29 protein-coding genes and 1 pseudogene are annotated in these 23,042 nt (G+C 63.1%); 18 read left to right on the forward strand and 12 right to left on the reverse strand.

Going from position 1 to position 23,042, the window contains the following annotated elements; all coding sequences use genetic code 11:
- Positions 1–65 precede the first annotated feature (65 nt).
- Entirely contained in the window at positions 66–662 is a 597-nt protein-coding gene (gene thpR / locus AC0V8S_RS05245; RefSeq protein WP_475437051.1) for an RNA 2',3'-cyclic phosphodiesterase, read from the forward strand.
- Here the strand turns inward: thpR and AC0V8S_RS05250 are convergent.
- A complete protein-coding gene (locus AC0V8S_RS05250; RefSeq protein WP_475437052.1) occupies positions 566–1,078 on the reverse strand; it encodes a low molecular weight protein-tyrosine-phosphatase in 513 nt (170 codons plus the stop codon). The two genes, thpR and AC0V8S_RS05250, sit on opposite strands and share 97 nt — an antisense overlap.
- A 104-nt stretch (positions 1,079–1,182) precedes the next feature.
- Between AC0V8S_RS05250 and AC0V8S_RS05255 the strand changes: the two genes are divergently transcribed.
- The 3 genes from AC0V8S_RS05255 to AC0V8S_RS05265 all read left to right on the forward strand — a co-directional run bounded on the left by AC0V8S_RS05255 (position 1,183) and on the right by AC0V8S_RS05265 (position 2,741).
- Positions 1,183–1,479, forward strand: a complete 297-nt coding sequence (locus AC0V8S_RS05255) for a 4a-hydroxytetrahydrobiopterin dehydratase (RefSeq protein WP_475437053.1) — start codon at positions 1,183–1,185, stop codon at positions 1,477–1,479.
- Between the two features lie 121 nt (positions 1,480–1,600).
- Positions 1,601–1,963 carry a YkvA family protein gene (locus AC0V8S_RS05260; RefSeq protein ID WP_475437054.1) on the forward strand — a complete coding sequence of 121 codons (363 nt, stop codon included), beginning with the start codon at positions 1,601–1,603 and terminating at the stop codon, positions 1,961–1,963.
- Between the two features lie 274 nt (positions 1,964–2,237).
- The gene (locus AC0V8S_RS05265; RefSeq protein ID WP_183464370.1) at positions 2,238–2,741 is read left to right on the forward strand and encodes an invasion associated locus B family protein; all 504 of its coding nucleotides are present in this window, start codon (positions 2,238–2,240) and stop codon (positions 2,739–2,741) included.
- Between the two features lie 55 nt (positions 2,742–2,796).
- On the opposite strand, the pseudogene AC0V8S_RS05270 reads toward AC0V8S_RS05265, so the two are convergent.
- Positions 2,797–3,027, reverse strand: a pseudogene (locus AC0V8S_RS05270) (chloride channel protein); the annotation flags it as partial.
- Positions 3,028–3,205: 178 nt separating this feature from the next.
- The gene (locus AC0V8S_RS05275; RefSeq protein ID WP_095202661.1) at positions 3,206–3,505 is read right to left on the reverse strand and encodes a hypothetical protein; all 300 of its coding nucleotides are present in this window, start codon (positions 3,503–3,505) and stop codon (positions 3,206–3,208) included.
- A gap of 362 nt (positions 3,506–3,867) precedes the next feature.
- Here AC0V8S_RS05275 and rlmN point away from each other — a divergent pair, with 362 nt between their 5' ends.
- Genes rlmN through AC0V8S_RS05290 form a run of 3 tightly spaced genes read left to right on the forward strand, consistent with a single transcriptional unit; the run spans position 3,868 to position 6,025 of the window.
- Complete coding sequence (rlmN, locus tag AC0V8S_RS05280) at positions 3,868–5,100, forward strand: dual-specificity RNA methyltransferase RlmN (protein ID WP_095202660.1); 1,233 nt, start codon at positions 3,868–3,870, stop codon at positions 5,098–5,100.
- The gene (locus AC0V8S_RS05285) at positions 5,097–5,546 is read left to right on the forward strand and encodes a hypothetical protein (protein WP_475437055.1); all 450 of its coding nucleotides are present in this window, start codon (positions 5,097–5,099) and stop codon (positions 5,544–5,546) included. Before rlmN ends, AC0V8S_RS05285 begins: the two co-directional genes overlap by 4 nt.
- Entirely contained in the window at positions 5,543–6,025 is a 483-nt protein-coding gene (locus AC0V8S_RS05290) for a hypothetical protein (RefSeq protein WP_475437056.1), read from the forward strand. The genes AC0V8S_RS05285 and AC0V8S_RS05290 overlap by 4 nt, the downstream gene beginning before the upstream one ends.
- On the opposite strand, the gene AC0V8S_RS05295 is transcribed toward AC0V8S_RS05290, so the two are convergent.
- A complete protein-coding gene (locus tag AC0V8S_RS05295) occupies positions 5,997–6,638 on the reverse strand; it encodes a LysE family translocator (protein ID WP_096451763.1) in 642 nt (213 codons plus the stop codon). The two genes, AC0V8S_RS05290 and AC0V8S_RS05295, sit on opposite strands and share 29 nt — an antisense overlap.
- Before the next feature lie 155 nt (positions 6,639–6,793).
- Complete coding sequence (locus AC0V8S_RS05300; protein ID WP_183464366.1) at positions 6,794–8,872, reverse strand: putative bifunctional diguanylate cyclase/phosphodiesterase; 2,079 nt, start codon at positions 8,870–8,872, stop codon at positions 6,794–6,796.
- A gap of 402 nt (positions 8,873–9,274) precedes the next feature.
- On the opposite strand from AC0V8S_RS05300, the gene AC0V8S_RS05305 reads away from it, so the two are divergent.
- The 3 genes from AC0V8S_RS05305 to AC0V8S_RS05315 all read left to right on the forward strand — a co-directional run bounded on the left by AC0V8S_RS05305 (position 9,275) and on the right by AC0V8S_RS05315 (position 11,562).
- On the forward strand, positions 9,275–10,498 hold the full coding sequence (locus AC0V8S_RS05305; RefSeq protein WP_183464365.1) for an argininosuccinate synthase: 1,224 nt from the start codon (positions 9,275–9,277) through the stop codon (positions 10,496–10,498).
- A 269-nt stretch (positions 10,499–10,767) separates the two neighbouring features.
- The gene (locus AC0V8S_RS05310; protein WP_244661907.1) at positions 10,768–10,980 is read left to right on the forward strand and encodes a hypothetical protein; all 213 of its coding nucleotides are present in this window, start codon (positions 10,768–10,770) and stop codon (positions 10,978–10,980) included.
- A gap of 54 nt (positions 10,981–11,034) precedes the next feature.
- The gene (locus tag AC0V8S_RS05315) at positions 11,035–11,562 is read left to right on the forward strand and encodes a hypothetical protein (RefSeq protein ID WP_475438577.1); all 528 of its coding nucleotides are present in this window, start codon (positions 11,035–11,037) and stop codon (positions 11,560–11,562) included.
- Between the two features lie 78 nt (positions 11,563–11,640).
- Here the strand turns inward: AC0V8S_RS05315 and AC0V8S_RS05320 are convergent, their stop codons facing one another.
- The gene (locus AC0V8S_RS05320) at positions 11,641–12,438 is read right to left on the reverse strand and encodes a lytic murein transglycosylase (RefSeq protein WP_475437057.1); all 798 of its coding nucleotides are present in this window, start codon (positions 12,436–12,438) and stop codon (positions 11,641–11,643) included.
- A gap of 295 nt (positions 12,439–12,733) precedes the next feature.
- Between AC0V8S_RS05320 and AC0V8S_RS05325 the strand changes: the two genes are divergently transcribed.
- From AC0V8S_RS05325 to rpsP, 7 genes are all read left to right on the forward strand, one after another.
- Entirely contained in the window at positions 12,734–13,831 is a 1,098-nt protein-coding gene (locus AC0V8S_RS05325) for a zinc-binding metallopeptidase family protein (protein ID WP_475437058.1), read from the forward strand.
- 64 nt (positions 13,832–13,895) lie between these two features.
- Positions 13,896–14,501 (forward strand): DUF1236 domain-containing protein, encoded by a 606-nt coding sequence (locus AC0V8S_RS05330; protein WP_475437059.1) that lies wholly within the window; start codon positions 13,896–13,898, stop codon positions 14,499–14,501.
- A 117-nt stretch (positions 14,502–14,618) separates the two neighbouring features.
- Positions 14,619–14,924 (forward strand): type II toxin-antitoxin system RelE/ParE family toxin, encoded by a 306-nt coding sequence (locus AC0V8S_RS05335; RefSeq protein ID WP_475437060.1) that lies wholly within the window; start codon positions 14,619–14,621, stop codon positions 14,922–14,924.
- A 2-nt stretch (positions 14,925–14,926) separates the two neighbouring features.
- Entirely contained in the window at positions 14,927–15,214 is a 288-nt protein-coding gene (locus AC0V8S_RS05340) for an addiction module antidote protein (RefSeq protein WP_475437061.1), read from the forward strand.
- A gap of 443 nt (positions 15,215–15,657) precedes the next feature.
- Entirely contained in the window at positions 15,658–17,259 is a 1,602-nt protein-coding gene (gene ffh / locus AC0V8S_RS05345) for a signal recognition particle protein (protein ID WP_475437062.1), read from the forward strand.
- Positions 17,260–17,266: 7 nt separating this feature from the next.
- Complete coding sequence (locus AC0V8S_RS05350; RefSeq protein WP_475437063.1) at positions 17,267–17,593, forward strand: chorismate mutase; 327 nt, start codon at positions 17,267–17,269, stop codon at positions 17,591–17,593.
- Positions 17,594–17,644: 51 nt separating this feature from the next.
- Positions 17,645–18,046 carry a 30S ribosomal protein S16 gene (gene rpsP / locus AC0V8S_RS05355; RefSeq protein WP_010912392.1) on the forward strand — a complete coding sequence of 134 codons (402 nt, stop codon included), beginning with the start codon at positions 17,645–17,647 and terminating at the stop codon, positions 18,044–18,046.
- A gap of 75 nt (positions 18,047–18,121) precedes the next feature.
- Here rpsP and AC0V8S_RS05360 read toward each other — a convergent pair whose 3' ends face one another.
- The 4 genes from AC0V8S_RS05360 to AC0V8S_RS05375 all read right to left on the reverse strand — a co-directional run bounded on the left by AC0V8S_RS05360 (position 18,122) and on the right by AC0V8S_RS05375 (position 20,591).
- Positions 18,122–18,385 carry a YMGG-like glycine zipper-containing protein gene (locus AC0V8S_RS05360; protein WP_183464358.1) on the reverse strand — a complete coding sequence of 88 codons (264 nt, stop codon included), beginning with the start codon at positions 18,383–18,385 and terminating at the stop codon, positions 18,122–18,124.
- 139 nt (positions 18,386–18,524) lie between these two features.
- On the reverse strand, positions 18,525–19,052 hold the full coding sequence (locus AC0V8S_RS05365) for an SRPBCC family protein (RefSeq protein ID WP_183464357.1): 528 nt from the start codon (positions 19,050–19,052) through the stop codon (positions 18,525–18,527).
- A 90-nt stretch (positions 19,053–19,142) separates the two neighbouring features.
- A complete protein-coding gene (locus tag AC0V8S_RS05370) occupies positions 19,143–19,553 on the reverse strand; it encodes a DoxX family protein (protein ID WP_183464356.1) in 411 nt (136 codons plus the stop codon).
- A 132-nt stretch (positions 19,554–19,685) separates the two neighbouring features.
- Positions 19,686–20,591 carry a bestrophin family protein gene (locus AC0V8S_RS05375; RefSeq protein WP_183464355.1) on the reverse strand — a complete coding sequence of 302 codons (906 nt, stop codon included), beginning with the start codon at positions 20,589–20,591 and terminating at the stop codon, positions 19,686–19,688.
- A gap of 175 nt (positions 20,592–20,766) precedes the next feature.
- On the opposite strand from AC0V8S_RS05375, the gene AC0V8S_RS05380 reads away from it, so the two are divergent.
- On the forward strand, positions 20,767–21,174 hold the full coding sequence (locus tag AC0V8S_RS05380; RefSeq protein WP_475437064.1) for an ACT domain-containing protein: 408 nt from the start codon (positions 20,767–20,769) through the stop codon (positions 21,172–21,174).
- A 2-nt stretch (positions 21,175–21,176) separates the two neighbouring features.
- Here the strand turns inward: AC0V8S_RS05380 and AC0V8S_RS05385 are convergent, their stop codons facing one another.
- Together AC0V8S_RS05385 and AC0V8S_RS05390 are read right to left on the reverse strand one after the other, a co-directional pair.
- The gene (locus AC0V8S_RS05385; protein ID WP_475437065.1) at positions 21,177–21,479 is read right to left on the reverse strand and encodes an N-acetyltransferase family protein; all 303 of its coding nucleotides are present in this window, start codon (positions 21,477–21,479) and stop codon (positions 21,177–21,179) included.
- A gap of 439 nt (positions 21,480–21,918) precedes the next feature.
- On the reverse strand, positions 21,919–22,953 hold the full coding sequence (locus tag AC0V8S_RS05390; RefSeq protein ID WP_056574440.1) for an aspartate-semialdehyde dehydrogenase: 1,035 nt from the start codon (positions 22,951–22,953) through the stop codon (positions 21,919–21,921).
- Positions 22,954–23,042: the final 89 nt, after the last annotated feature.

Below are 23,042 nucleotides of genomic sequence, written 5' to 3' on the forward strand. Positions count from 1 at the left end.
TGCTCCATTCGACTATCGATGATTCGCTAGGGATGAAAGTTCGATTCGAGGAAGGGAGGCTCTTCATGCCGCGTCTTTTCACCGCCCTCGAAATACCGCGTGATGCTGCCCTTTCGCTGTCCCTGCTCCGGGGCGGCCTGCCCGGGGCCCGCTGGATCGATGTCGAAAACTACCATCTGACGCTGCGCTTCATCGGCGATGTCGAGGGCCATGTCGCCGACGAGATCGCCAACGCGCTGGACCGCGTCCACCGCCCCTCCTTCTCGCTGACCTTGTCCGGCGTCGGCGCTTTCGGCCAGAAAAAGCCGCATGCGGTCTGGGCCGGCGCTTCCGCCTCGCCCGATTTGGCCGCACTTCAGGGCGAGATCGAGCGCATCTGCCAGCGGCTCGGCATTCCCGCCGATCCGCGCAAGTTCATGCCGCATGTAACCCTTGCGCGGCTGCGCAATTCGACCCCGCTGGACGTCGCCCAGTATCTGTCGGCGCGCGGCAATTTCTCGACGCTGCCCTTCCGCATCGGCCGCTTCGTCTTGATGTCGTCGCGCGATTCGGTCGGCGGCGGCCCCTATATCGTCGAGGAAGCCTGGCCGCTGTCGGGCACCGACGCCCGCGCCGCCAGCCGTGTCGCCAGCGCCTCCGACGCTTCGCGGATCATGCGGTAGACCTCGGCAAAAGCCTCCGGCCCGTCATAATAGGGATCGGGCACGTCGCGCGCCTGTCCATGCGCGAACTCTAAAAACAGGTGCACTCGGTCCCGCGCCGGCGCCAGCGCCTTGAGATCGGCGACATTCGAGCGGTCCATGCCGAGGATCAGGTCGAAACGCGAGAAATCCTCCGGCCTGACCTTGCGCGCCCTCTGCCCGGAAATGTCGATGCCGTGGCGCAAGGCAACCGCGATCGAGCGTGGGTCGGGCGCCGAGCCGACCTCCCAGCCGCTGGTGGCGGCCGAATCGAGCAGTATGTCCCGGCCCCGGCCACGCTCGGCCCAGACGCTGCGAAACACGCCTTCGGCCAATGGCGACCGGCAGATGTTGCCGAGGCAGACGAAGAGTATGGAATTTATCGGCTTTTTGCTCATGCGATATGCGCCGTTTGTGCATTTGAAGCCCCAAAACCGCAAAGCACTTTTGGGCGATTTGCAGTATGGTGAGGGTCAAATTCGAAATAGCACGGGAAATCATCATGACGAGAGAAAAACTCAGCAAGGACGCCATCACTGCTGCCCTTGCCGAACTCGGCGGCTGGTCGCTGGCCACGGACGGCGCCTCGATCCAGCGCAGCTTCGTCTTCAAGAATTTCTCCGAAGCCTTCGCCTTCATGACCCGCGTCGCGCTGGCGGCCGAAAAGATGGACCATCATCCCGACTGGTCAAACGTCTACAAGACCGTGGACGTGACGCTGAACACCCATGACGCCGGCGGCGTCACGGCGCTCGACATCGCGCTGGCCAAGAAGATGAACCGCTATTTCGGCGACTGAGTGTACGCTTCGCCGTCAGCGGCGACCCCAAATCGGCACCCCGCATCTTGCAGCCGGGTCCGGCTTTCACCACATTTTCCCAGCGAGACATGCGCCAGGACGCGCACGCAAGGAGTGATTGATGGCGCAACAACCCGGTTTTGATTTCTTCGGCTTTGGCGACAGGTTGGGCGGCGAGGGCGAGGTGCGCGAGAAATTATGGCGCACGGCCAAGAAGGCCGCGCGGCAGATCCCGTTCATGGAAGAGGTCGTCGCCGCTTACTACTGCGCCATGGACAAGAACACGCCGCTGCGCGCCAAGGGTATATTGGTGGCGGCACTCGGCTATTTCGTGTTGCCCTTCGACCTCATTCCCGACTTCGTCTTCGGGATTGGTTTCACCGACGACATAGCCGTGCTGACCGCCGCGATCACCGCCGTCAGCGCCCACATCACGCCGGCGCATCGGCAGGCCGCCAAGGACGCCATCGCCGACAAGGGCTGAGCACCTTCAAAATGGTACGCGCCCTGTGGGCAGGGCGTTTGGAGGCCAAGCTGAAAAGTCAAACTCTTGCCGCTTTCGTGGCCTCCAAGTCGCCGAAGGGACGTCGCGCCGGCCGCTGACAAGGCGACGGCGCGGGAATGGCGGCGGTTTCCTGGGGTGAGCGTCCTTTTGTTGAGGGAAATTCACCGTTTGGTAACCCAGATTAAATCAAAATGAAGCGACGGCAGGACGCCATGCGGCCCGCCTCCGCACCATTTGGAATACGGGAAAGACAATGCGCGGATTGATAGCACTCGTTTCGAGCCTGGTCCTGGCGGCCTCGGCAGCGCCGGCACTGGCGCAGCAGGCGACCAAGATCGGCCAGCACAATGCCTGGGGCACCTACAGCTATCAGGCGCAGGGCGGCAAGGTCTGCTACGTGCTCACCGTGCCGACCGACAAGCAGCCGCCGACGCTCGACCATGGCGACATGTTCTTCTTCGTCAGCCAGCGGCCCGGCCAGCAGGTGTCCTACGAGCCGCAATTCATCGCCGGCTACAATTTCCAGGAAGGCTCCAAGGCCACTGTCACCATCGACAAGAAGTCCTTCTCGATGTTCACGCGCGGCAAGTCGGCCTGGGTCGAGAACGCCGCCGAGGAACCGGTGCTGATCGCCGCCATGAAGACCGGCACCGACATGAAGGTGACGGCGAAGTCCGGCCGCGGCAATCCCACCTCCTATGTCTTCTCGCTGAAGGGCATTTCAGCCGCGCTGACATCGATCGCCAAGTGCAAATAGGCGAAACCCGTTTTTAGACGAAAGGCCGGGCCGCAAAGTCCGGCCTTTTTGCTTTTCAGCCGTGGCCCGATTCTGGCGCTGTCTCTGCCCGACGCCGCCGGATCGCCTCGGCCATGAAGACGCGCGACAGCGCGGGATAGAGCGGCTCGTGCGAGATCATGCGTGCCGTGCCATAGCCCAGCATCGAGGCCAGCATCAGTGCAATGACATTGTCGTGATTGCCGGTCATCTCCAGGATGATGACGAAGGCCGTCATCGGCGCCCGCACGACGCCGGCGAAATGGCCGAAGCCGCGAATTGGGCTCAGCTAGGCTAGAGGTCATGGTCACCTGGCACTCGCATGCGGCCGATCTGTGAGGTGAGATAGCTGCCGCGCGTCCGACTCGCGCGCTTGCTCGGGCCGAAGCCACGTGGGGCCGGCACCGGACGCCCCGCCGGCTCTCGCCGACGGGGCGGTGGCATGACTACATGGCCATTTTTTCACATTCGGCCTGGGCCTTCTTGGTCGACGTATCGATCATGTAGGCCTTGCCCTTGGCGTCGGTGATCATCATCATGCAGTGCTTGATCGGCTTTGCCATCTTCATCATCTCGGCGCCCATCTTTGCGTCCGGCATCATGGTGCCCATGTGTCCATCGGGCATGATTGCCATCACCTCCCCGCCTTTCATCATGGTCATTGTGCCCATTGCGTCTTCGGCAAAAGCCTGCGGGGTGGACAAGCCGACGAGGCCGGCAATGACAGCGAGCTTGATCGAGTTCATTCAGCATACTCCCATTTTGCAAGGGCGTGGTTGCCCCCTTCAGCCTTCGAAGGCGGCAAGGGAATCGTTACGTCAACACGACTATGTGATCGGCTCGCGCGTGGCGGGAAGATTGGGCGCAAGGCTGCCAGTCGGTCGTAGCGGGCTGTTGTCGTGTGACAAACTGGTTGGTCCGATGAACTCTCGGTTTAAACGGCAGAGACCGTCTGTCGATCAGAACATTCGCGATCGAAACACTGACGGCCCACTCGGGGTTGTGTTCGCCACCGCATGACTCCGCCCTCAACCTGTGCTATGCGCCGCGCTTCAGTTCCCGGCACGATGGATGAAATCGGCCGCAAACAGCTTATATCAGTGCGACCATGACCCTTTCCTTCGACCTCACCACTGAGGGTGCCCGCGACGCGTTGCGCGCCCGCGCCACGCCCGAGAAGCCGTCGCTGATCGGCCTGACCCGCGCCGAGCTTGGCGAGGCGCTCGTCGCGTCCGGCATCGTGCCGGAGCGCCAGGCAAAGATGCGCGCCCAGCAGCTCTGGCACTGGATGTATGTGCGCGGCGTCTCTGACTTTGCCGGCATGTTCAACATTTCCAAGGACCTGCGCGCCGAACTCGACAAGCATTTTACCGTCGCCCGGCCCGAAATCGTCGAGGAACAGATTTCTTCCGACGGCACCCGCAAATGGCTGTTCCGCTTTCCGCCGCGCGGCGCCGGCCGGCCGGTGGAGATCGAGACCGTCTACATTCCCGAGGAAGGCCGCGGCACGCTCTGCATCTCCTCGCAGGTTGGCTGCACGCTTACCTGCTCGTTCTGCCACACCGGCACGCAGAAGCTGGTGCGCAACCTCACCGCCGAGGAAATCCTGGCGCAATTGCTCACCGCCCGCGACCGGCTCGGCGATTTCCCCGACCGCGACACGCCGGACGGTGCCATCGTTCCGGCCGAGGGCCGCAAGGTGTCCAACATCGTCATGATGGGCATGGGCGAGCCGCTCTACAATTTCGAAGCGGTGAAGAAGGCGCTGCTGATCGCGTCCGACGGCGACGGGCTTTCCTTGTCGAAGCGGCGCATCACGCTGTCGACCTCCGGCGTCGTGCCCGAAATCTTCCGCACCGGCGAGGAGATCGGCGTCATGCTGGCGATCTCGCTGCACGCCACCAATGACGATCTGCGCGACCTGCTGGTGCCGATCAACAAGAAGTATCCGCTGAAGGAACTGATCGCCGCCTGCCGCGCCTATCCCGGCCTGTCGAACGCCAAGCGCATCACTTTCGAATATGTGATGCTGAAGGACGTCAACGATTCCATCGAGGACGCCAAGGGCCTGATCAAGCTGCTCAAGGGCATTCCGGCCAAGATCAATCTGATCCCGTTCAACCCGTGGCCCGGCACCAACTACCAGTGCTCGGACTGGGAGACGATCGAGAAATTCGCCGACTACATCAACAATGCCGGCTATGCCTCGCCGATCCGCACGCCGCGCGGCCGCGATATCCTCGCCGCCTGCGGCCAGCTGAAGTCGGAATCCGAGCGCATGCGAAAAGTCGACCGGCTGGCGCTGGAAGCCATGATGATCGCGGGGCACGGCGAGGCGTGAGCCGTCTCGTCGCCGGACTCAAGCGCTTCATCGTCATAGCCGTCGGTTATATCGCCGGCGTGCTGACCTCTATCCTGGTGCCGGTGCTGCTGATCACGCTTCTGGAAGGGATCGAATACGGCAACTGGTCCATGGTATACACCTTCGACTGGCTGGGTTCCTTCCCGCTCGCCGTGTTGACCGTGGCGGTCTGCGCGCTGCTGATCGTCGGTCCGGCGATCCTGGTCGCCGAATGGCTTGCGCTGCGGGGATGGTTCTATTTCGCCGTCATGGGGGCGGTCACCTCCATCGCCTTTGGTGTTCTTGTCCCGGGCTCGGCCGGAGGCTTTGTTTTCAATCCGGGCTTTCTCGGATTCCTGGCCACGGCCGGCACCGCCGCCGGTTCGGTCTACTGGCTTCTGGCCGGGCGCAGGTCAGGCCATCTTGCCAAGCGAAATCCCCGATGACCCGCATCGTTTCCGATCTCGTCCGCTTTGCCATGATCCTGTTCGGCTATGCCGTCGCGTCGCTGGCGGCGAGCGCTTTCCTCAACATCCTGTTCCTGGCCTCGCTCGGCTATACGCCGGACCATACGCACCCGACGGCGACGGCATCACTGTATTTCTCGATACCCTTCGTCGCCTTGTTCGTCGCCTATTTCGCCTTCCTGCCTGCGGTGATCGTCATCCTGGTTGCCGAAATCCTCGGCCGGCGCGACTGGTTGTACTATGCGCTGGGAGGAGCGGTGGTGGCAGCCGTCTTCCTCGGCCTCGTCGACCACGCGCCCGATTCCACCTTCGCGGTCACCGACACCAGCGCCATGATGGCGGTGATCGGCGGCGGCATGGTTGGCGGCATCTTCTACTGGCTGAGCGCCGGCCGCTGGGCCGGAAGCTGGTGGAAGGACGACAGCGCTTCTACTTCGCCTGGGCCGTCAGGATCTTGAGCGCGAAGGCCGAAAACACGCCGGCGAAGAGATAGTCGACCACACGCGTGACGCGCGGGCTGGCCTTCATCGCAGCGGAAAACTTTTCCGCAGCCAGCACCATCGGCGCCGTCACCGGGATCGACAGCACGATGAACATCGAGCCCAGGAAGAACAGCTTGCCCGGCGCGTGCGGATCATGCGCGGAGACGAACTGCGGCAGGAAGGTCATGAAGAACAGGATGATCTTCGGGTTGAGCAAATTCACGCCAAGCCCCGCCGCCCAACTGCGCAACAGCGAGATTTGCGGGCCTGTCTTCTTTTCCGGCGAAAACGCCGAGCCCTTGGCGATCGCCTGCCAGGCCAGGAAGACGAGATAGCCGGCGCCAAAAATCTTCAGCACGAAGAAGGCCATCGGCGAGGCGACGATCAGCGCCGAGACGCCGACCACCACCAGCGTGGTGTGGATCAGCGTGCCGCACAGCGCGCCGGCCATCGAGGCAAAGCCGGTGGCACGCCCCTGGCTCAGCGTGCGCGAGACGAACAAGGTCATGTCGGGACCGGGCGTGATCGCCAGGATGACCGTGGCGATGGCGAACTGGATCAACGTAGCGGTGTCGGGAATGAAGGACATGGACGGCTCCGGGGAACGCGCGAGCCTATACAAGATGCGCTGTGCCGGCGCCAGATGAAGCGGTGGTCCAGCATGGCAATCGCTTCGGCACTACAGTTTCCAGCTTGTTGCGGACCACAATGTCGAAGGCGTTCGGAAAGGGCGAGACGAGAGCATCAGCCGGCGGCAGCCAGCACCCTGACAGGTTCCTCGAAGGCGGGCGGGCCGTCCTGAGGGACAGGACCCCCGATGAGCAGGATCTGATCGATCGGCTTGGGGCGGCCGAGGAAATAACCTTGCGCCTCGTTGCAGCCCTCGACCTGCAGGATGGTAAGCTGGACGTGGGTCTCGACGCCTTCGGCAAGCACGGGAATGTCGAGGCTGCGCCCCAATGTCAGCACGGCGCGGATGATCGCCTTGGCCTGTGGGCTGCGTTCGACATCGGCCATGAAGGAGCGGTCGAGCTTGATCTTGTCGAACGGGAACGAGCGCAGCGTGTCGAGCGAGGAATAGCCGGTGCCGAAATCGTCGATCGCGATCGTGACGCCCAGCGCCTTGATCTGGCGCAGCACGTGCAGCGTCCGCACCTTGTCGGCGACGATCGTCGATTCGGTCAGCTCGAGCTCGAGACGCTTCGGCGACAGGCCGGTTTCGACCAGGATCTGATGGACGAGCGTGGCGAGATCGGCATGGGCGAACTGCACCGGCGACAGATTGACCGCGATCTTGTGGCCATTGTCCCAGGAGGCCGCCTGACGGCATGCGGTGCGCAGCACCCATTCGCCGATCGCCAGGATGGAGCCGTTCTCCTCGGCGATCGGAATGAATTCGGCGGGCGGAACCATGCCGTGCACCGGATGGGTCCAGCGCAGCAACGCCTCGTAGCCGCAGGTGGCGCCGGTCTGAACCGAGGTCTGCACTTGATAGTGCAGCGAGAGCTCGCCGCGGTCGATCGCCTGGCGAAGATCGGTGGCCAGCGCCCGGCGCGCCCGCGCAGTCTCGTCCATGGCCGATTCGTAGAAGCAGACGGCCCGCGTCACGTCGTTCTTGGCCCGGTACATAGCCAGATCCGCATTGCTGACCAGCCTTTCCCGGTCGGCCCCGTCACGCGGATAGACGGCGACGCCGATGCTGGCGCCGGTGATGGTCTCGAAATCGTCGATCTGCAGGGGCTCGAACAATGATTTTTCCAGCCGCGATACCAGGCCGAGCAGGTCGTTCTGGTCCTTGAAGCGCTTGATGGCAGCAAACTCGTCGCCGCCGAGCCGGGCGACGAATTCGCCGTCACCGGTCAGCTTCGCCAGCCTGCGGGCAATGATCTTGAGCGCCTGGTCGCCGGCGGCATGTCCCCTGAGGTCGTTGATTTCCTTGAAACGGTCGAGATCGATGACGATGACGGCGGTCATCGTCTCCTCACCCTCGCGCGCCCGCTCGATCTCGTGGTCGAGGCGGTCGTTGAAGGAGACCCGGTTGGCAAGGCCGGTGAGCGCGTCGTTGAGGGCAAGATGCTGCAGCCGCTCGAAGCTCTCGAGCCGGCCACGCTCGTCGATCAGATAGCTGGCGAAGCCGGTGGCCGCGACGATCAGGCCGACCACGGCGACGGCGACGGCCATGGCTTCGAGGATATCGGGATTGGTGCCCGTGGTGATGAAGGAGAGCGGCGTCACCGCCACCGCCGCCATCGCCGTGAAATGCAGGCCGACGATCGCCAGCACCAGAAGCCCGATGCCGAGATAATGCGACCAGCGGTAAGGCCGGCGCACCGCATGGCCGACCGCCACGGCCGAGAATGCCATCGCGATCAGCACCGAAGCGACGACATAGCGGGCGTCCCATTCGACGATGCCGGCCACGTGATAGGCCATCATGCCGGTATAGTGCATGGCCGAAATCGCCAGGCCGACGGCACAGCCGCCCCATTCCGGCGCCAGGCCGCGGCCTTTGTCGAGCGCAAGGCCGAAGCCCGCCCCGGTTCCGACCATGGCGATGACCAGGGATATCATGGTGAGCGCCGGATCGAAGGTGATCGGCGCGCCGGGCTGATAGGCCAGCATGGCGATGAAATGCGTACACCAGATCGAGGAACCGGCGGCGACCGCGGTCAGGAACAGCCATCCCCGCATCTGCACACCGACGGTTTTCCTGGCGCGGTCCAACAGACCGATCGTCACCCAGCAGCCGGTGACGCACATCAGCGCCGCCAGCAGGACAAGCCACAGATTATGCTCCGTGACGATGCATGAGATAACGCGCATCAAGAATGGTCCAAGCCCGAGGACACCCGCAATGAGCGGGCAAAGCTGCATCGGCCGGTTGCATGGCCGTGCAGTTCTGTCCCGCTGGTTTAGCGGCAGGACATGAAAACTTGCTTAAATCCAGGGCAAAAATGCAGCCCATGATTGTAGCAGGTTGTTTCCCCAGGGGCATAATCCCGAACCAAAGGACCGCGCCAGCGAAAGGTGGGAACCGGTTTTCTCGGACGGATGGTTTCGGTTTGTCCAGAGATTATGCCCAACAAAGAGATGGATCGCCGCCTGCCGCGCGCTGGATCAGCAGTCTGGCGCCGCGCGTGCTTGCTCGCTTTGCCGTTCCTGCTAAAAGGCGCTCCGACAATGCGTGACGCCCGTGCCCAGGCGTCCGTCACCGACGGAGCAGAAATGTCCAAGACCAAAGACGTCAAGAAAGTCGTGCTCGCCTATTCCGGCGGCCTCGACACATCCATCATCCTGAAATGGCTACAGACCGAGCTCGGCGCCGAAGTCGTCACCTTCACCGCCGATCTCGGCCAGGGCGGCGAACTGGAGCCGGCGCGCCAGAAAGCCGAGATGATGGGCATCAAGGACATCCGTATCGTCGATGTGCGCGAGGAATTCGTCTCCGACTTCGTCTTCCCGATGTTCCGCGCCAACACCGTCTATGAAGGCACCTATCTGCTGGGAACCTCGATCGCGCGGCCGCTGATCTCCAAGCACCTCGTCGAGATCGCCAAGGAGACGGGCGCCGACGCGATCGCGCATGGCGCCACCGGCAAGGGCAATGACCAGGTCCGTTTCGAGCTGTCGGCCTATGCGCTGAACCCGGACATCAAGGTCATCGCACCGTGGCGCGACTGGTCGTTCAAGTCGCGCACCGACCTGATCAACTTCGCCGAGCAGCACCAGATTCCAGTGGCCAAGGACAAGCGCGGCGAGGCGCCGTTCTCGGTCGACGCCAACCTGCTGCACTCATCTTCCGAGGGCAAGGTGCTGGAAGATCCTTGGAGCGAGCCGCCGGAATTCGTCCACCAGCGCACCGTCTCGCCGATGGATGCGCCGGACAAGGTCACCGAGATCGAGATCGAATTCCTGAAGGGCGATCCCGTCGCGCTCAACGGCAAGAAGCTGTCGCCGGCGACCATGCTGGCCGCGCTTAACGATCTCGGCCGCGACAATGGCATCGGCCGGCTCGACCTGGTCGAGAACCGCTTCGTCGGCATGAAGTCGCGCGGCGTCTACGAGACGCCCGGCGGCGCCATCCTGATCGTGGCCCACCGCGCCATCGAATCGATCACGCTCGACCGCGGTGCCGCGCACCTCAAGGACGAGTTCATGCCGCGCTACGCCGAGCTCATCTACAACGGCTTCTGGTTCTCGCCCGAGCGGCTGATGCTGCAAGCGATGATCGACAAGAGCCAGGAAGACGTCGAAGGCACGGTGCGGCTGAAGCTCTACAAGGGCAATGTCATGGTCACCGGCCGCAAGTCGAAGAAGACACTCTATTCCGACGCACTGGTCACCTTCGAGGACGACCGCGGCGCCTACGACCAGAAGGACGCCGCCGGCTTCATCCGCCTCAATGCGCTCAGGCTGCGCACCCTGGCCGCGCGCAACCGCAAGGGCTGATATCGAGACAGCAGCCAAACGCTATCAATCATACCTAAGAAACCCGACGGAGACGTCGGGTTTTTATTTGGTTCTTCTAATATAAGAAAAATGAAGTCGCCCGAACTCGGTTCGTGTTTGACCTTTTGGCGGCATCATCTAAGTTCGCTTGTGGGTTTAGGGGGTTTTTGACGGTGAAGAATAGTATTTCTCTTCTGCTTGGCGTGGTCGTCGTCTTGGCGGTATGCCAGTCCTCACAGGCTGGCGCGAAGCGTGACCCGAAGGCGGATATGAACGAATGTATCGCCTCCGCCCGCACGCGGGACCTTACGTTCAAGCATGACATGGCTTTGTTCATGGGCGTCTCGCAGGAGCGCATGCCGGCTTTGTTCTGCCAGCGCCTCGCCGATGGGATACGCAGCGGCCGCATCAGCTATTCCGACATAAACAGGCTGCAGCTCGACCAGCCGACCGAGATATGGAAGGTCATAAAGGGCAGGTGACGGTTGCCGCATCGGAACCGCAGGTGGGAGCCGGTTTTTCTGCGCCCGAGCGGGGTGCGCCTTCCCGGCAAATGGCTGGCGGCGCTGCTTCTGCTGCCGAGTCCGGCGACGGCCTCGGCCGAAGATTTCGCGCCGGCCTCGCTCGACCTCGCAGCGCTGATCCAATGCAAGGCAGACGTGCCGACCTATAACAGCTTTGCTCTTTGGCTGGCTGGGGAGCCCGCCGCGGCGGGCACGCTTGGCTGGAAGGAGGTTGCATCGGGCAATCCATTCCTCAGCCAGTATCAACTGCCTGCCCCGATCCATGTCTTCGGGCGTGAGACGGGGACAATAGTCTTCACCGCGACAGGGCCGATGGCCGTGCTTGACGGCATTGCCCCGCTCGACCTCGCCCGGCAGCTCGACGTCCCGACGACGGTCTCAACGCCGGACAAATTCTTGGGCGAGAAGGTCGTGGCTGAAAGCACCGAGGATACCGGCGGCGTCAGTCTTGCCACGCGCATCACGCTCAATGTCTCGACCGTCGATACCCATCCCGGCAAGACGCTAGCCGGCTGCTCCTACGCGATTGACGTGAAATAGGGACCAGACCCGGCGGTCCCGTTCCATCAACAAAAAGCCCGGCGCATGGCCGGGCTTTTCGTCGAACAGAGGCTTCAATCAGCCGCCGTCGATCGCGTCGGCGATGCGGGCGATGGCCTGCTGATAGACGCTTGCGGAATTCCAGCCGGCAATCGCGCCCATATTCGCGCTCGCGCTCGCGCCGGCCCGCCAGCCATGGCCCTTGAGGAAGTTGGCGGTGGAAGCCAGTGCTGTCGCCTTGTCGCGCAGGTTTCCGCTGCCGACTGCATATTTCAAGACATTTCCAGGCAGGAACTGCGTATGGCCAACCTCGCCATGCATGGCGCCGACCGACGAGGCGGTCAGCGCGCCGCGATCGACCAGCTTCAGGGCCGCAATGGCATGTGGGTGGAAGTAGTCTGGACGGCGGCAATCATAGGCAAGCGTCAAGATGGCCGAGACCGTATTCTGGTTGCCCATCGAGGCACCGAAGCCGGTCTCCATGCCCCAGATGGCAAGCAGCACACCCGGCGACACGCCGTAATTGGCTTCGATCTGGCTGAACAGCGCCGCGTTCGACTTCTTCAGCGACCGGCCCTTGGAAATGATCGCCGCCCCGCCACGACGCTTCATGAAGTCTTCCACCGAGCCGCTGAAGGCCTTGTGGATGGCGCGGTCGGCCGAGATCGTCCTGGTTGCATAGGTGGCGCCGGCCAGCGCGGCCAGCCCCTTCGAACCGACACCTTCGGACTTGGCGTCCGCGGCAAAATCCTGTTTCCAGGCATCGAAGCCAGCGCCGGTCTTGCCGCAACTGGGCGCCGCCAGTGCACCCGTCGCCAGCCCAAGCACAGCCACCACCGCTGCCGCTAAAATCCTACCGTTGGCAAGAAATGCCATGTTGTTCTCCTGGTTGCCTGATTCACGTCCCATCTGCGAATTTGCCAGCGAAACGCGCATTTGTCACCGTCTGCGCCGCAATGCTGGCGAATGCCGGGGAATTTGCCTACGATCAAGTGATTATTGTGGCGGGGTCGAAATAGCCATGGGACCTGCGGCGGCGAAGCGGTCGCAAGACAGGTCGCCGCCCAGCTTGCGGCGAATTGCTTCGAGACATGCGGAACACCGGCCGGCGATTGGCGTTAGGCACTGCCGCCGCACACTTATATGCTGGCTCTGATGGTTTGAGACCGACATGAAACTCTTCGACTGCCCGCATTGCGGCCACCGTCTCTACTTCGAGAACGCGCAGTGCCTGAATTGCTCAAGCCTCGTGCTTTACGATCCCGAACATGCCCGCTTTGCCCTGTCGGGTGTCGACGGCATCTTCCAGTGCACCAATGCCGATGAATGCGCCTGCAACTGGATGGCCGAACCGGGACATGGGTTTTGCCGCGCCTGCGGGCTGAACCAGCTGATCCCCGATCTCTCCGTCGACGGCAATCGCCGCCGCTGGATCCGGGTCGAGGCGGCGAAGAAGCGCGCCATCTATTCGCTGCTCGCCTTTGGCCTGCCGGTGGCGCCCAAGCAGAACTCGACGGACGAGGTGGGCCTCGCCTTCGACTTCCTCGCCGACCCGATCGGCGGCGGCCCTGGCGGCGAACGCATCCTCACCGGCCATGACAACGGCCTGATCACGCTCAATGTCGCCGAGGCCGATTCCGCCGAGCGCGAGAAGCGCCGCATCGAGATGGGGGAGAATTATCGAACGCTGCTCGGCCATTTCCGCCACGAACTCGGCCATTACTACTGGGACCGCCTGATCCGCGATAATCCGCAAAGGCTGGACGCTTTCCGCGCTTTGTTCGGCGACGACCGCGCCGATTACGAACAGGCGCTGAAGGCCTATTACGCCAATGGCGCCGCGCCCGACTGGCAGCAAAACCACATCTCGGCCTATGCCACCTCGCACCCCTGGGAGGACTGGGCCGAGACCTGGGCCCACCATCTGCACATCACCGACACGCTGGAGATGGTCCATGCGCTGAACTTTCCGCTCGGCCGGCTGGAGACGGTGGAAGCCAACGAGTTGCCCAGAGGCGACACCGGCGGCGAACTGCAGGCCGCCCCTTCGGAGCCCGCCAACGCACCCGAGCCGTTCGAAAAGATCCTTGCCCGCTGGCTGGTACTGTCGGAGGCCTCCAACTCGATCAACCGCTGCATGGGTCTGCCCGACCTCTATCCCTTCGTCATTTCGGACGTGACGGCGCGAAAACTGGCCTTCGTTCACGAGCTTCTGACCGGTCTGCCGAAAGACGCGCGAACAAATCGTGAGTTGGCGCAGGCGTTTTAGCCGGAACGCATGCGCCGCTGCCCCGTTCTCACCCCCGAGGGACCATGAAAACGGAGAGAAAACCATGAAATCCCTATTGTTTCCCGCGATCGCCGGGATGATGACCGTGATGTCGGGTGCCGCATTTGCCGACACCGCCGTCTCAGCCGTCACCGATCTCAACGTGCGCGCCGGCCCCGGGCCGCAATATCCTGTCATCGGCGTGCTCGCCGCTGGCCAGTCGGCGACGCTCAATGGCTGCATCGAAAACAGCAAATGGTGCACCATCGCCGAAGCCGGCGGCCAGGGCTGGGTCTATTCCGACTATGTGACGGCCGATTTCAGCGGCAGCCGGGTGGTGCTGACGCAGCGCCCGCACGGCTCCGCCGTCGCCATAGTCTCGCCGCCGGAAGACATCGGCAGCACTTCGAACGACTATACCGGCGCGATCATTGCCGGCGGTCCGGTCGAGGGTGATTTTCCCCCGCCGCCGGCCGAAGTCCGCACCTATGTCGACACGCATCGCCTCGACCCCGTCTATCTCGACGGCGAGGTGGTGACCGGCGCGACCTTGCCCGACACGGTCGAGCTGCGCGAAATTCCCGACTACAACTACCGCTATGTCTATGTGAACGGTCAGCCGGCGCTGATCGATCCGCAGACGCGGCGCATCATGTACGTGGTGCGTTGACGGAGACCCGCGGCACCCGAGCAGCGCCCGGGTGCCGCACGGCGTCTATTCGCGCATTGATCCCTGACGAATAAGCCTGTGAACTATTTTTTACGCATAACTTGACATATCAGCATTGTGAACTATAGTTCACAGGTGATCGAGGTTCGCCAAACAACCGCTTTTCGCGACTGGCTCAATGGCCTGAGGGACAAGCGAGCCGTCGAAAAGATTGCTATCCGCATCGCCCGTATCCAGTCCGGCCTTATGGGCGATGTGAAGTACTTCGATGGCATCGGCGAACTTCGGCTGGATTTTGGGCCAGGATACCGGCTCTATTTCGTCAGACGCGGCAACGAAGTCATCATCCTGCTTTGCGGCGGCGACAAGTCCGGCCAGGATCGCGACATCAAGAAGGCCATCCAGATGGCCAAGGAGCTATGATCATGGCGATCGAAACCATTCCCTTTGATCCCGCCGAACATCTTGGCAGCGCCGAAGGGCAGGCTGAGCTGCTGGCCGACGCTTTTGCGAGCGGCGAGCCCAGCTATATCGCGAACGCGCTTGGCATCGTTGCTCGGGCGCGGGGTATGACTGCGGTTGCAAAGGAAGCGGGCGTCACCCGTGAAGCTCTCTACAAGGCACTGAGGCCCGATGGCGACCCACGCCTTTCGACGCTGCTGGGGGTCACCAAGGCGCTCGGGGTGAAGATCACAGCCAAGCCGGCCAGCTGATACGGGCGTCTTGGCGGGACGCCTTGTCAGGCAAAATCGGCATCCAGCAAGCCACTGCCATGGTTGCCATACGCCTTGTTGACCGGCCCTTGTCTTGACTCCGCGGTCGATTTCCTGTCTACACGCCTCGAATTCCGCGACGAGTATCCCTCCGAGCAAGCCGACCAGGACGCCGAAGCCTCTTTGAGGCCAAGTGCTGTAAATCGATCCTGGAGGCCAACACCCGGCAGCGCTGAGCGCCCCCGGGTGCTTTTTGGTTTTGGGCTTTGCTTTTGATTGGACAGTTGGCGCGAACGCATTACCTCTCGGGCACCATCCGGGTGCCAGGGAAAAAGGAAACAGAATGTTTGAATCGCTGCAGGAGCGCACAAGAGGCGTGGAGGGCCATCGGCCCGACAGGGATCGCTATGAATCCAAGGCGCTCTCGCACGGCGGGTTGACCAATGTTTGAGTCCCTACAAGAGCGCCTTGGCTCCATCCTGAACGGCCTCACCGGCCGCGGCGCGCTGTCGGAGGCTGATGTCTCGGCGGCCCTGCGCGAGGTGCGCCGTGCGCTGCTCGAGGCCGACGTGGCGCTGGAAGTGGTGCGGTCCTTCACCGATAAGGTGCGCGAAAAGGCTGTCGGCGCCGCGGTGCTGAAGTCGATCAAGCCCGGCCAGATGGTCGTCAAGATCGTCCATGACGAACTGGTCGACATGCTGGGCGCCGAGGGCGTCGCCATCGACCTCAATGCGCCGGCGCCGGTCGTGATCATGATGGTCGGCCTGCAGGGCTCCGGCAAGACGACCACTTCGGCCAAGATCGCCAAGCGGCTGAGCGAGCGTCAGAACAAGAAGGTTCTGATGGCCTCGCTCGACACGCGGCGTCCCGCCGCGCAAGAGCAGTTGCGCCAGCTCGGCGAGCAGGTCAAGGTCGCGACGCTGCCGATCATATCAGGCCAGAACCCGGTCGACATCGCCAAGCGCGCCGTCCAGGCGGCCAAGCTCGGCGGCCATGACGTCGTCATCCTCGACACCGCCGGCCGCACCCATATCGACGAGCCGCTGATGGTCGAGATGGCCGACATCAAGAAGGTGTCGAGCCCGCACGAGATTCTGCTGGTCGCGGATTCGCTGACCGGCCAGGACGCCGTCAACCTGGCGAAAAGCTTCGACGAACGCGTCGGCATCACCGGCCTGGTGCTGACCCGCATGGACGGCGATGGCCGTGGCGGTGCCGCCCTTTCGATGCGCGCCGTCACCGGCAAGCCGATCAAGCTGATCGGTACCGGCGAAAAGATGGACGGGCTGGAGGAATTCCACCCCAAACGCATCGCCGACCGCATCCTCGGCATGGGCGACATCGTTTCGCTGGTCGAGAAGGCCGCGGAAAACATCGACGCCGAGCAGGCGGCGGCGATGGCCAAGAAGATGCAGTCGGGCAAGTTCGACTTGAACGACCTCGCCCAGCAGCTTCAGCAGATGTCGAAAATGGGCGGCATGGGCGGCATCATGGGCATGATGCCCGGCATGGGCAAAATGAAGGACCAGATGGCCGCCGCCGGTCTCGACGACAAGATGTTCGGCCGCCAGCTCGCCATCATCTCCTCGATGACCAAGGCCGAGCGCGCCAACCCTGATATGCTCAAGCACTCGCGCAAGAAGCGCATCGCCGCCGGCTCCGGCACCGATGCCGCCGAGATCAACAAGCTGCTCAAGATGCATCGCGGCATGGCCGACATGATGAAGGCGATGGGCGGCAAAGGCAAAGGCGGCGGCCTGATGCGCGGCATGATGGGCGGCCTGGCCTCCAAGATGGGCCTCGGCGGCATGATGCCCGGCGGTATGGGCGGCATGGGTGGCATGCCCGATCTCTCCAAGATGGACCCCAAGCAGCTTGAAGCCTTGCAGAAGCAGGCGCAGGCCGCCGGCCTCGGCGGCATGAAGGGCCTGCCTGGCGGCCTTCCCGGCGGCGGTGGCCTGCCCGGCCTGCCCGGCGGCATGAAAGTTCCGGGGCTTCCCGGCCTCGGCGGCGGCGGACTGCCTGGTCTCGGCAAGAAGAAGTGAGGACGCTATGAACGAAGAAAAGGACATGGCCGACGCCCGCGCCATCCTGGCCGGCTACCGCGCCTCGATCGACAACATCGATGCCGCCCTCATCCACATGCTGGCCGAGCGCTTCCGCTGTACCAAGGCGGTCGGCGTGCTGAAGGCCGAGCACGGCCTGCCGCCGGCCGACCCGGCGCGCGAGCAGCAGCAGATCGCCCGTCTTCGCCAACTGGCCAAGGATGCGCATCTCGACCCCGATTTCGCGGAGAAATTCCTCAACTTCGTCGTCCGCGAAGTGATCCGCCACCACGAACAGATCGCCGCTGCCAACGGCGTGATGAAAACCGGCTGAAAATCTCAGTCAAACATATCAAACCAAATCAGAGCTTTAGGAGATAAAGAAATGGCACTGAAGATCAGACTGGCCCGTGCGGGCTCGAAGAAGCGTCCTTACTACCACGTCGTCGTCGCCGACGCCCGTTCGCCGCGCGACGGCCGGTTCATCGAGTCGCTCGGCTCGTGGAACCCGCTGCTGCCGAAGGACGGCGAGCGCGTCAAGGTCGATGCCGACCGCGTCAAGCATTGGCTGTCGCATGGCGCCCAGCCGACCGACCGCGTGCTGCGCTTCCTCGATGAGGCCGGCCTTGCCAAGCGCGACGCCCGCTCCAACCCGAAGAAGGCCGAGCCGGGCAAGAAGGCGCAGGAACGCGCCGCTTTGCTGAAGAAGGCTCAGGAAGACGCCGCCGCCGCCGTGGCGGCCGCTGCCGCGGCTCCCGCCGAGGCGGAAGCCGCTACTGCCGAATAAATATTGCTTCATCGCATCGACAAAACGGCGGGCCTGTGCCCGCCGTTTTGCTATTCCAGACTTCGCGTAGCCTGATCAGTAGCCGCTCGGGCAGCGGTCGACATAGACACGGCCGTGACGGTCTCGGTAGCGGCATTGGCCGCTTTCGCTGGCGTGCCCAATCAGGGCACCCGCAACGGCGCCAACCGCACCGCCGACGACTGCACCCTGGACCGGATCTCCGGCCACGGCTGCGCCGATCGCGGCACCACCAAGGCCGCCCACAGCAGCGCCTTTCTCTGTTTGCGAGCATGCGCCCAGGGCCGTCGCCAATACCAGAATGGTCAAGATTTTCTTCATTATCATTCCTCTCACACGCGGGTCGCCGTCTCGCCGCCAAGTGCTTAACTCGCAGCCGGCTAATTTGATCCGAGAGAGGATGAAGATAGCGACGCCGCTCGCTCAGGCGACTTCCGGCGAGCGGCTGTGTGCAATCGGATCATGCCTCGGTGTTGCGCTTCAGATTGGCGAGGCCGACCTCGAAATCCCGGCCGATCAGTGTGTCGAAATTCATGAACAGGCCCATCAGCTTGGCGATGAAGGGCCGGCTGCCGCGCATCGCCCAACTGACGGCGGTGTTCTCGCCCGATGGCGTCAAGGTGAAGTCGACACTGTTGTTGGCGCGGAACGGCTTCTCGAAATCGAGCTTGAGTGAAACCAGCGACGACGGCACCGAATTGACGATCTCCATGCGCCCTTTGCCGGCCTTGCCATTGCCTTCCCAGGCATAGACGGCGCTCTTGCCGCTTTGCGCGCCGGAGAGCGTGCGCTTCATGTCGGGGTCGAGTTTTTCATAAGGCGACCATGTCGGCCAGCGGCTGAAATCGTTGATCAGCGGGAAGATCGCTTCCGGCGAAGCCTTGATGGTGGCGGTGCGGGTGGTGACGAAGTCATTGGGCCGGGTTGCGGCATAGACGAGGACGGCGGCGATGATGACGACCAGGATGATGAGGATGGTGCTGAACATTTTTCTCTCCCTAAGCAGAAAAGTGTGAAGCGGTTTTCCCGGGAAAAGCGCATAGCGCTTTCCCTAGGGAATTGCGTCAAAACAGTGAAACTATCGGCTGAATGGGATCAGCTCGCGCACCCTGGGGTTGCGCAGATAGAGGCCACCCCACAGGATGATGCCGAGATAGACGCCGAACAGCGTGTGCGAGAACAGCGGATTGCCGATCCGCGCATTGGTGGCGATGGCCCCGCCCATATAGGCGGTGAGCAGGATGGCGCCGAACACCGAAGTGCGCGGCAAGGCGTAGAGCGCCGTTGCGGTCAGGCCTATGACGCCGAGCAAGCGCGCGACATTCGGATCTGCCGGCCAGCCCAGCGGCACCATCGTCTGGGTGACGATGTCGAGCGGCGGCAGCTTGATGGCGCCGTCGAAGATCATGAACAGGATGATGAGGCCGCTGAGCACGCGGCCGGTCCACAGGGCGCCGGACGAGACAAGCGCGGTTTCGGAAATGCTCATTGGTGGTCCCTCCTGATGGTTCGAACCCCTTTCGCCGGGGTCAAACCAAGGACGCGGCATGAGGCGGCAATCCTACAGGGGGCTGGGCTTTTTCGGTCCGTCCTTTGGCCGGCAGGCAAGCCGGACCGGATTTCAGGAGAAATAAAACTTCTCGGCCGGAAGCATTTTTGGCGGCGTTTCCCCCAGCGCCTCGAACACCGAGATTTCGCAAACGCGGCACAGGCCGTCGAGCGCGAGGTCGTTGGCTTCGGTGCCGAACGGGTCCTCGAGCTCCTCCGAAAGTGCGTCGAGGCCGAAGAAGGTGTAGGCGATCAGCGCCGTGAACAGCGGCGTCGCCCAGCCGGTGGTCGAGATCAGCCCGATCGGCAGAAGCAGGCAGACGATATAGGCCGTGCGGTGCACCAGCAGCGTATAGGCGAAAGGCAGGGGCGTACCGGCGATCCGCTCGCAGCCGGCCTGGATAGCTGACATCGACGCCAGCCTTTCATCGAGGATGCGGAAGCCGATCGGATCGACGTCGCCCGAGCGCCGCTGCGCATTGGCGCGGCGGCCCATGCGCCTAACCATCTCGTCGGCCGGATTGGCGAAATTTGCGACCGCCTCCGCCTCAGTGTCGATGAAGGCGCGGGCGTCCTTGATGCTGTCGATCTTGCGCAACTGGCCGCGCAGGAAGTGGCAGAAGGCCAGCGCCTCCATCAGCAAGGCGCGCTGTTCGGCCGGGTCGGGAATGAGACTGGTCGTGGCGCGCGCCAGATTGCGGATTTCGAAGACCAGCGCGCCCCACAGCTTACGCGCCTCCCACCAACGGTCATAGGCGGCGTTGTTGCGGAAGGACAGATAGATCGACAGCGTCACGCCGACCAGGCCGAACGGCGTGATGTTGAAGACGCCGAGATCGAGCTCGAACCATCGCGCCAGAGCCAGGATGACCGCCGAATAGATGGCGAACCCAAAAATCTGCGGCAGGATGCGCGGCACCACGGAGCCGCGCATGATGAAGAACAGCTGCAGGAAGTTTGGGCGCGGGCGAACGATCATGGACGGCCTTTCACGGACCGGCGTCGGCCCTCAGCTTCTGTATTGTGCGATGCGACAGGCCCGCAAGCCCAGCCGCCAGCGACATCGCCATGTCGTGCGCGTTGCGCCGGCTATCGGCATGTGCGGGTTGCGGATATTAGGGAGCCTGCTGACCATTCCCATTCAGGCGAGAGAAATGACCGGCGAGACCGATCTGAAGACATTGTTGGCATCCATGACGCCGGAATTGCTCGACGGCATCCATGTCTTCGCCACGCTGGCGCCGGGCATTTCCCCACCCGATGGCCTCGACCCGGTGATGGTGTTTCGCGAGCGCGAGGGCACGACGCTGATCGTGACGGAGGACGCGGCAAAGACAGCCGGGCTGGCCGCCTCGTTTCGCTGCCGGATGATCACGCTGAACATCCACTCATCGCTGGAAGCCGTCGGCTTCCTCGCCGCCATCACCACGCGCCTCGCCGCCGCCGGCATGGGCGTCAATCCGGTCTCGGCGTTTTATCACGATCATCTGTTCGTTCCGGCGGAGCGGGCGGAGGAGGCGTTGGGGCTGCTGCGCCAGCTCGCCAAGGACAGCGCTGGCTGAAATTAGAGTCTGCGGACATACAAGATATCAGGCAGACCTTCCTCGTTGGTCGTGCCGTCGCCGAACGCTTCCGCGCGAAAGCCATGGCGCTCGTAGAAGCGCCGGGCTCCGGTGTTGGATTGGAAGCAGTGCAGTTTCGCGACCGGCAGGGCAGCGGTGGCGTCGATCAGCAACCGGCTGCCGATGCCTTGTCCTGTCCAGGTCGGGTCGAGATAGAGTTGTTCCACCCATTCGTCGCTGACGGCGATGAAACCGATGATCTGCTCGCCCGCTTCGGCGACTGTCGCCTGCTGCCGTGGCAGCACGATATCGCGGATGAAAAGAGGTCTTCGACCGGCGTGTGGATGACCGGCATCCAGTCGAAGGAAGCAAGTGCTGCCCGCATGATTTTTGCAATGGGAGCAGCGTCCGAGCCGATGGCCGGACGCAGAGTGACAGGCCGAGTACCGTTCATAAGTAAGCTCAATCTGAGGGGCAGGTGCGCGCTTTCCCTTCTCCCCTTGTGGGAGAAGGTGGCCTCACGAAGTGAGGTCGGATGAGGGGTGTTCCAGCTTGGCAATGACGGCACTCCGTCACGCACCCCTCAACCGTCTCGGCGCTGCGCGCCGATCCACCTTCTCCCACAGGGGGAGAAGGAAAGGGCGCCATAAGCCCGCGACTGCGGGCCGCCGGTCGTCCGGCGCCCTCGCGGAGGGCCCGCCGCGGCAGCGGCGATACCGCCCGTGAGCGAAAGCTAAACCGCCGTCAGGCCGCCTTCTTCTTCGGCTGGATCAGGCCGCGCTCGACCAGGAGCTCGGCGATCTGCACGGCGTTCAGCGCCGCGCCCTTGCGCAGATTGTCGGAGACGACCCACATCGACAGGCCGTTGTCGACGGTCGAATCCTCGCGGATGCGCGAGATGAAGGTGGCATCCTCGCCGGCCGATTCCAGCGGCGTGATGTAGCCGCCGTCCTCGCGCTTGTCCAAGACCTGGCAGCCGGGCGCGTCGCGCAGGATATCGCGTGCCTCGTCGGCGGTGATCGGCTTCTCGAACTCGATGTTGACCGCTTCCGAATGGCCGATGAACACCGGCACGCGCACGCAGGTCGCCGTCAGCTTGATCTTGGGATCGAGCATCTTCTTGGTCTCGGCGACCATCTTCCACTCTTCCTTGGTGAAGCCATCGTCGAGGAAGACGTCGATATGCGGAATGACGTTGAAGGCGATGCGCTTGGTGAACTTCTTGACGTCGACCTGGTCGGCGACGAACACCGCGCGGGTCTGCGTGAACAGCTCGTCCATGCCTTCCTTGCCGGCGCCCGACACCGACTGGTAGGTGGCGACGACGACGCGCTTGATGGTGGCGAAGTCATGCAGCGGCTTCAGCGCCACCACCAGCTGCGCCGTCGAGCAGTTCGGGTTGGCGATGATGTTCTTGCGCGTGAACAGCGAGATCGCGTCCGGGTTCACTTCCGGCACGATCAGCGGCACGTCCTGGTCGTAGCGGAAGGCCGACGAATTATCGATGACGACGCAGCCCTGCTTGCCGATCTTCGGCGACCATTCCTTGGAGACGTTGCCGCCTGCCGACATGATGCAGATGTCGGTGTCGGAAAAATCATACTGGTCGAGCGTCCTGACCTTCAGCGTGCGGTCGCCGAACGACACTTCCGTGCCCTGGCTGCGCCGCGACGCCAGCGCCACGACTTCGCTTACCGGAAAGCCGCGCTCTTCCAGTATGTTGAGCATTTCCCGGCCCACATTTCCCGTGGCGCCGACGACTGCAACCTTGAAACTCATAAAGATCTCCTGTCCCTCTCCGCTTGGTTTGTTGGAGAAAACCCGCCGGCCAATGCGGGTTCCGTCCCCCGGGCCGAACCCGGGAGAGG

It is taken from the genome of Mesorhizobium oxytropidicola, from assembly GCF_056174625.1.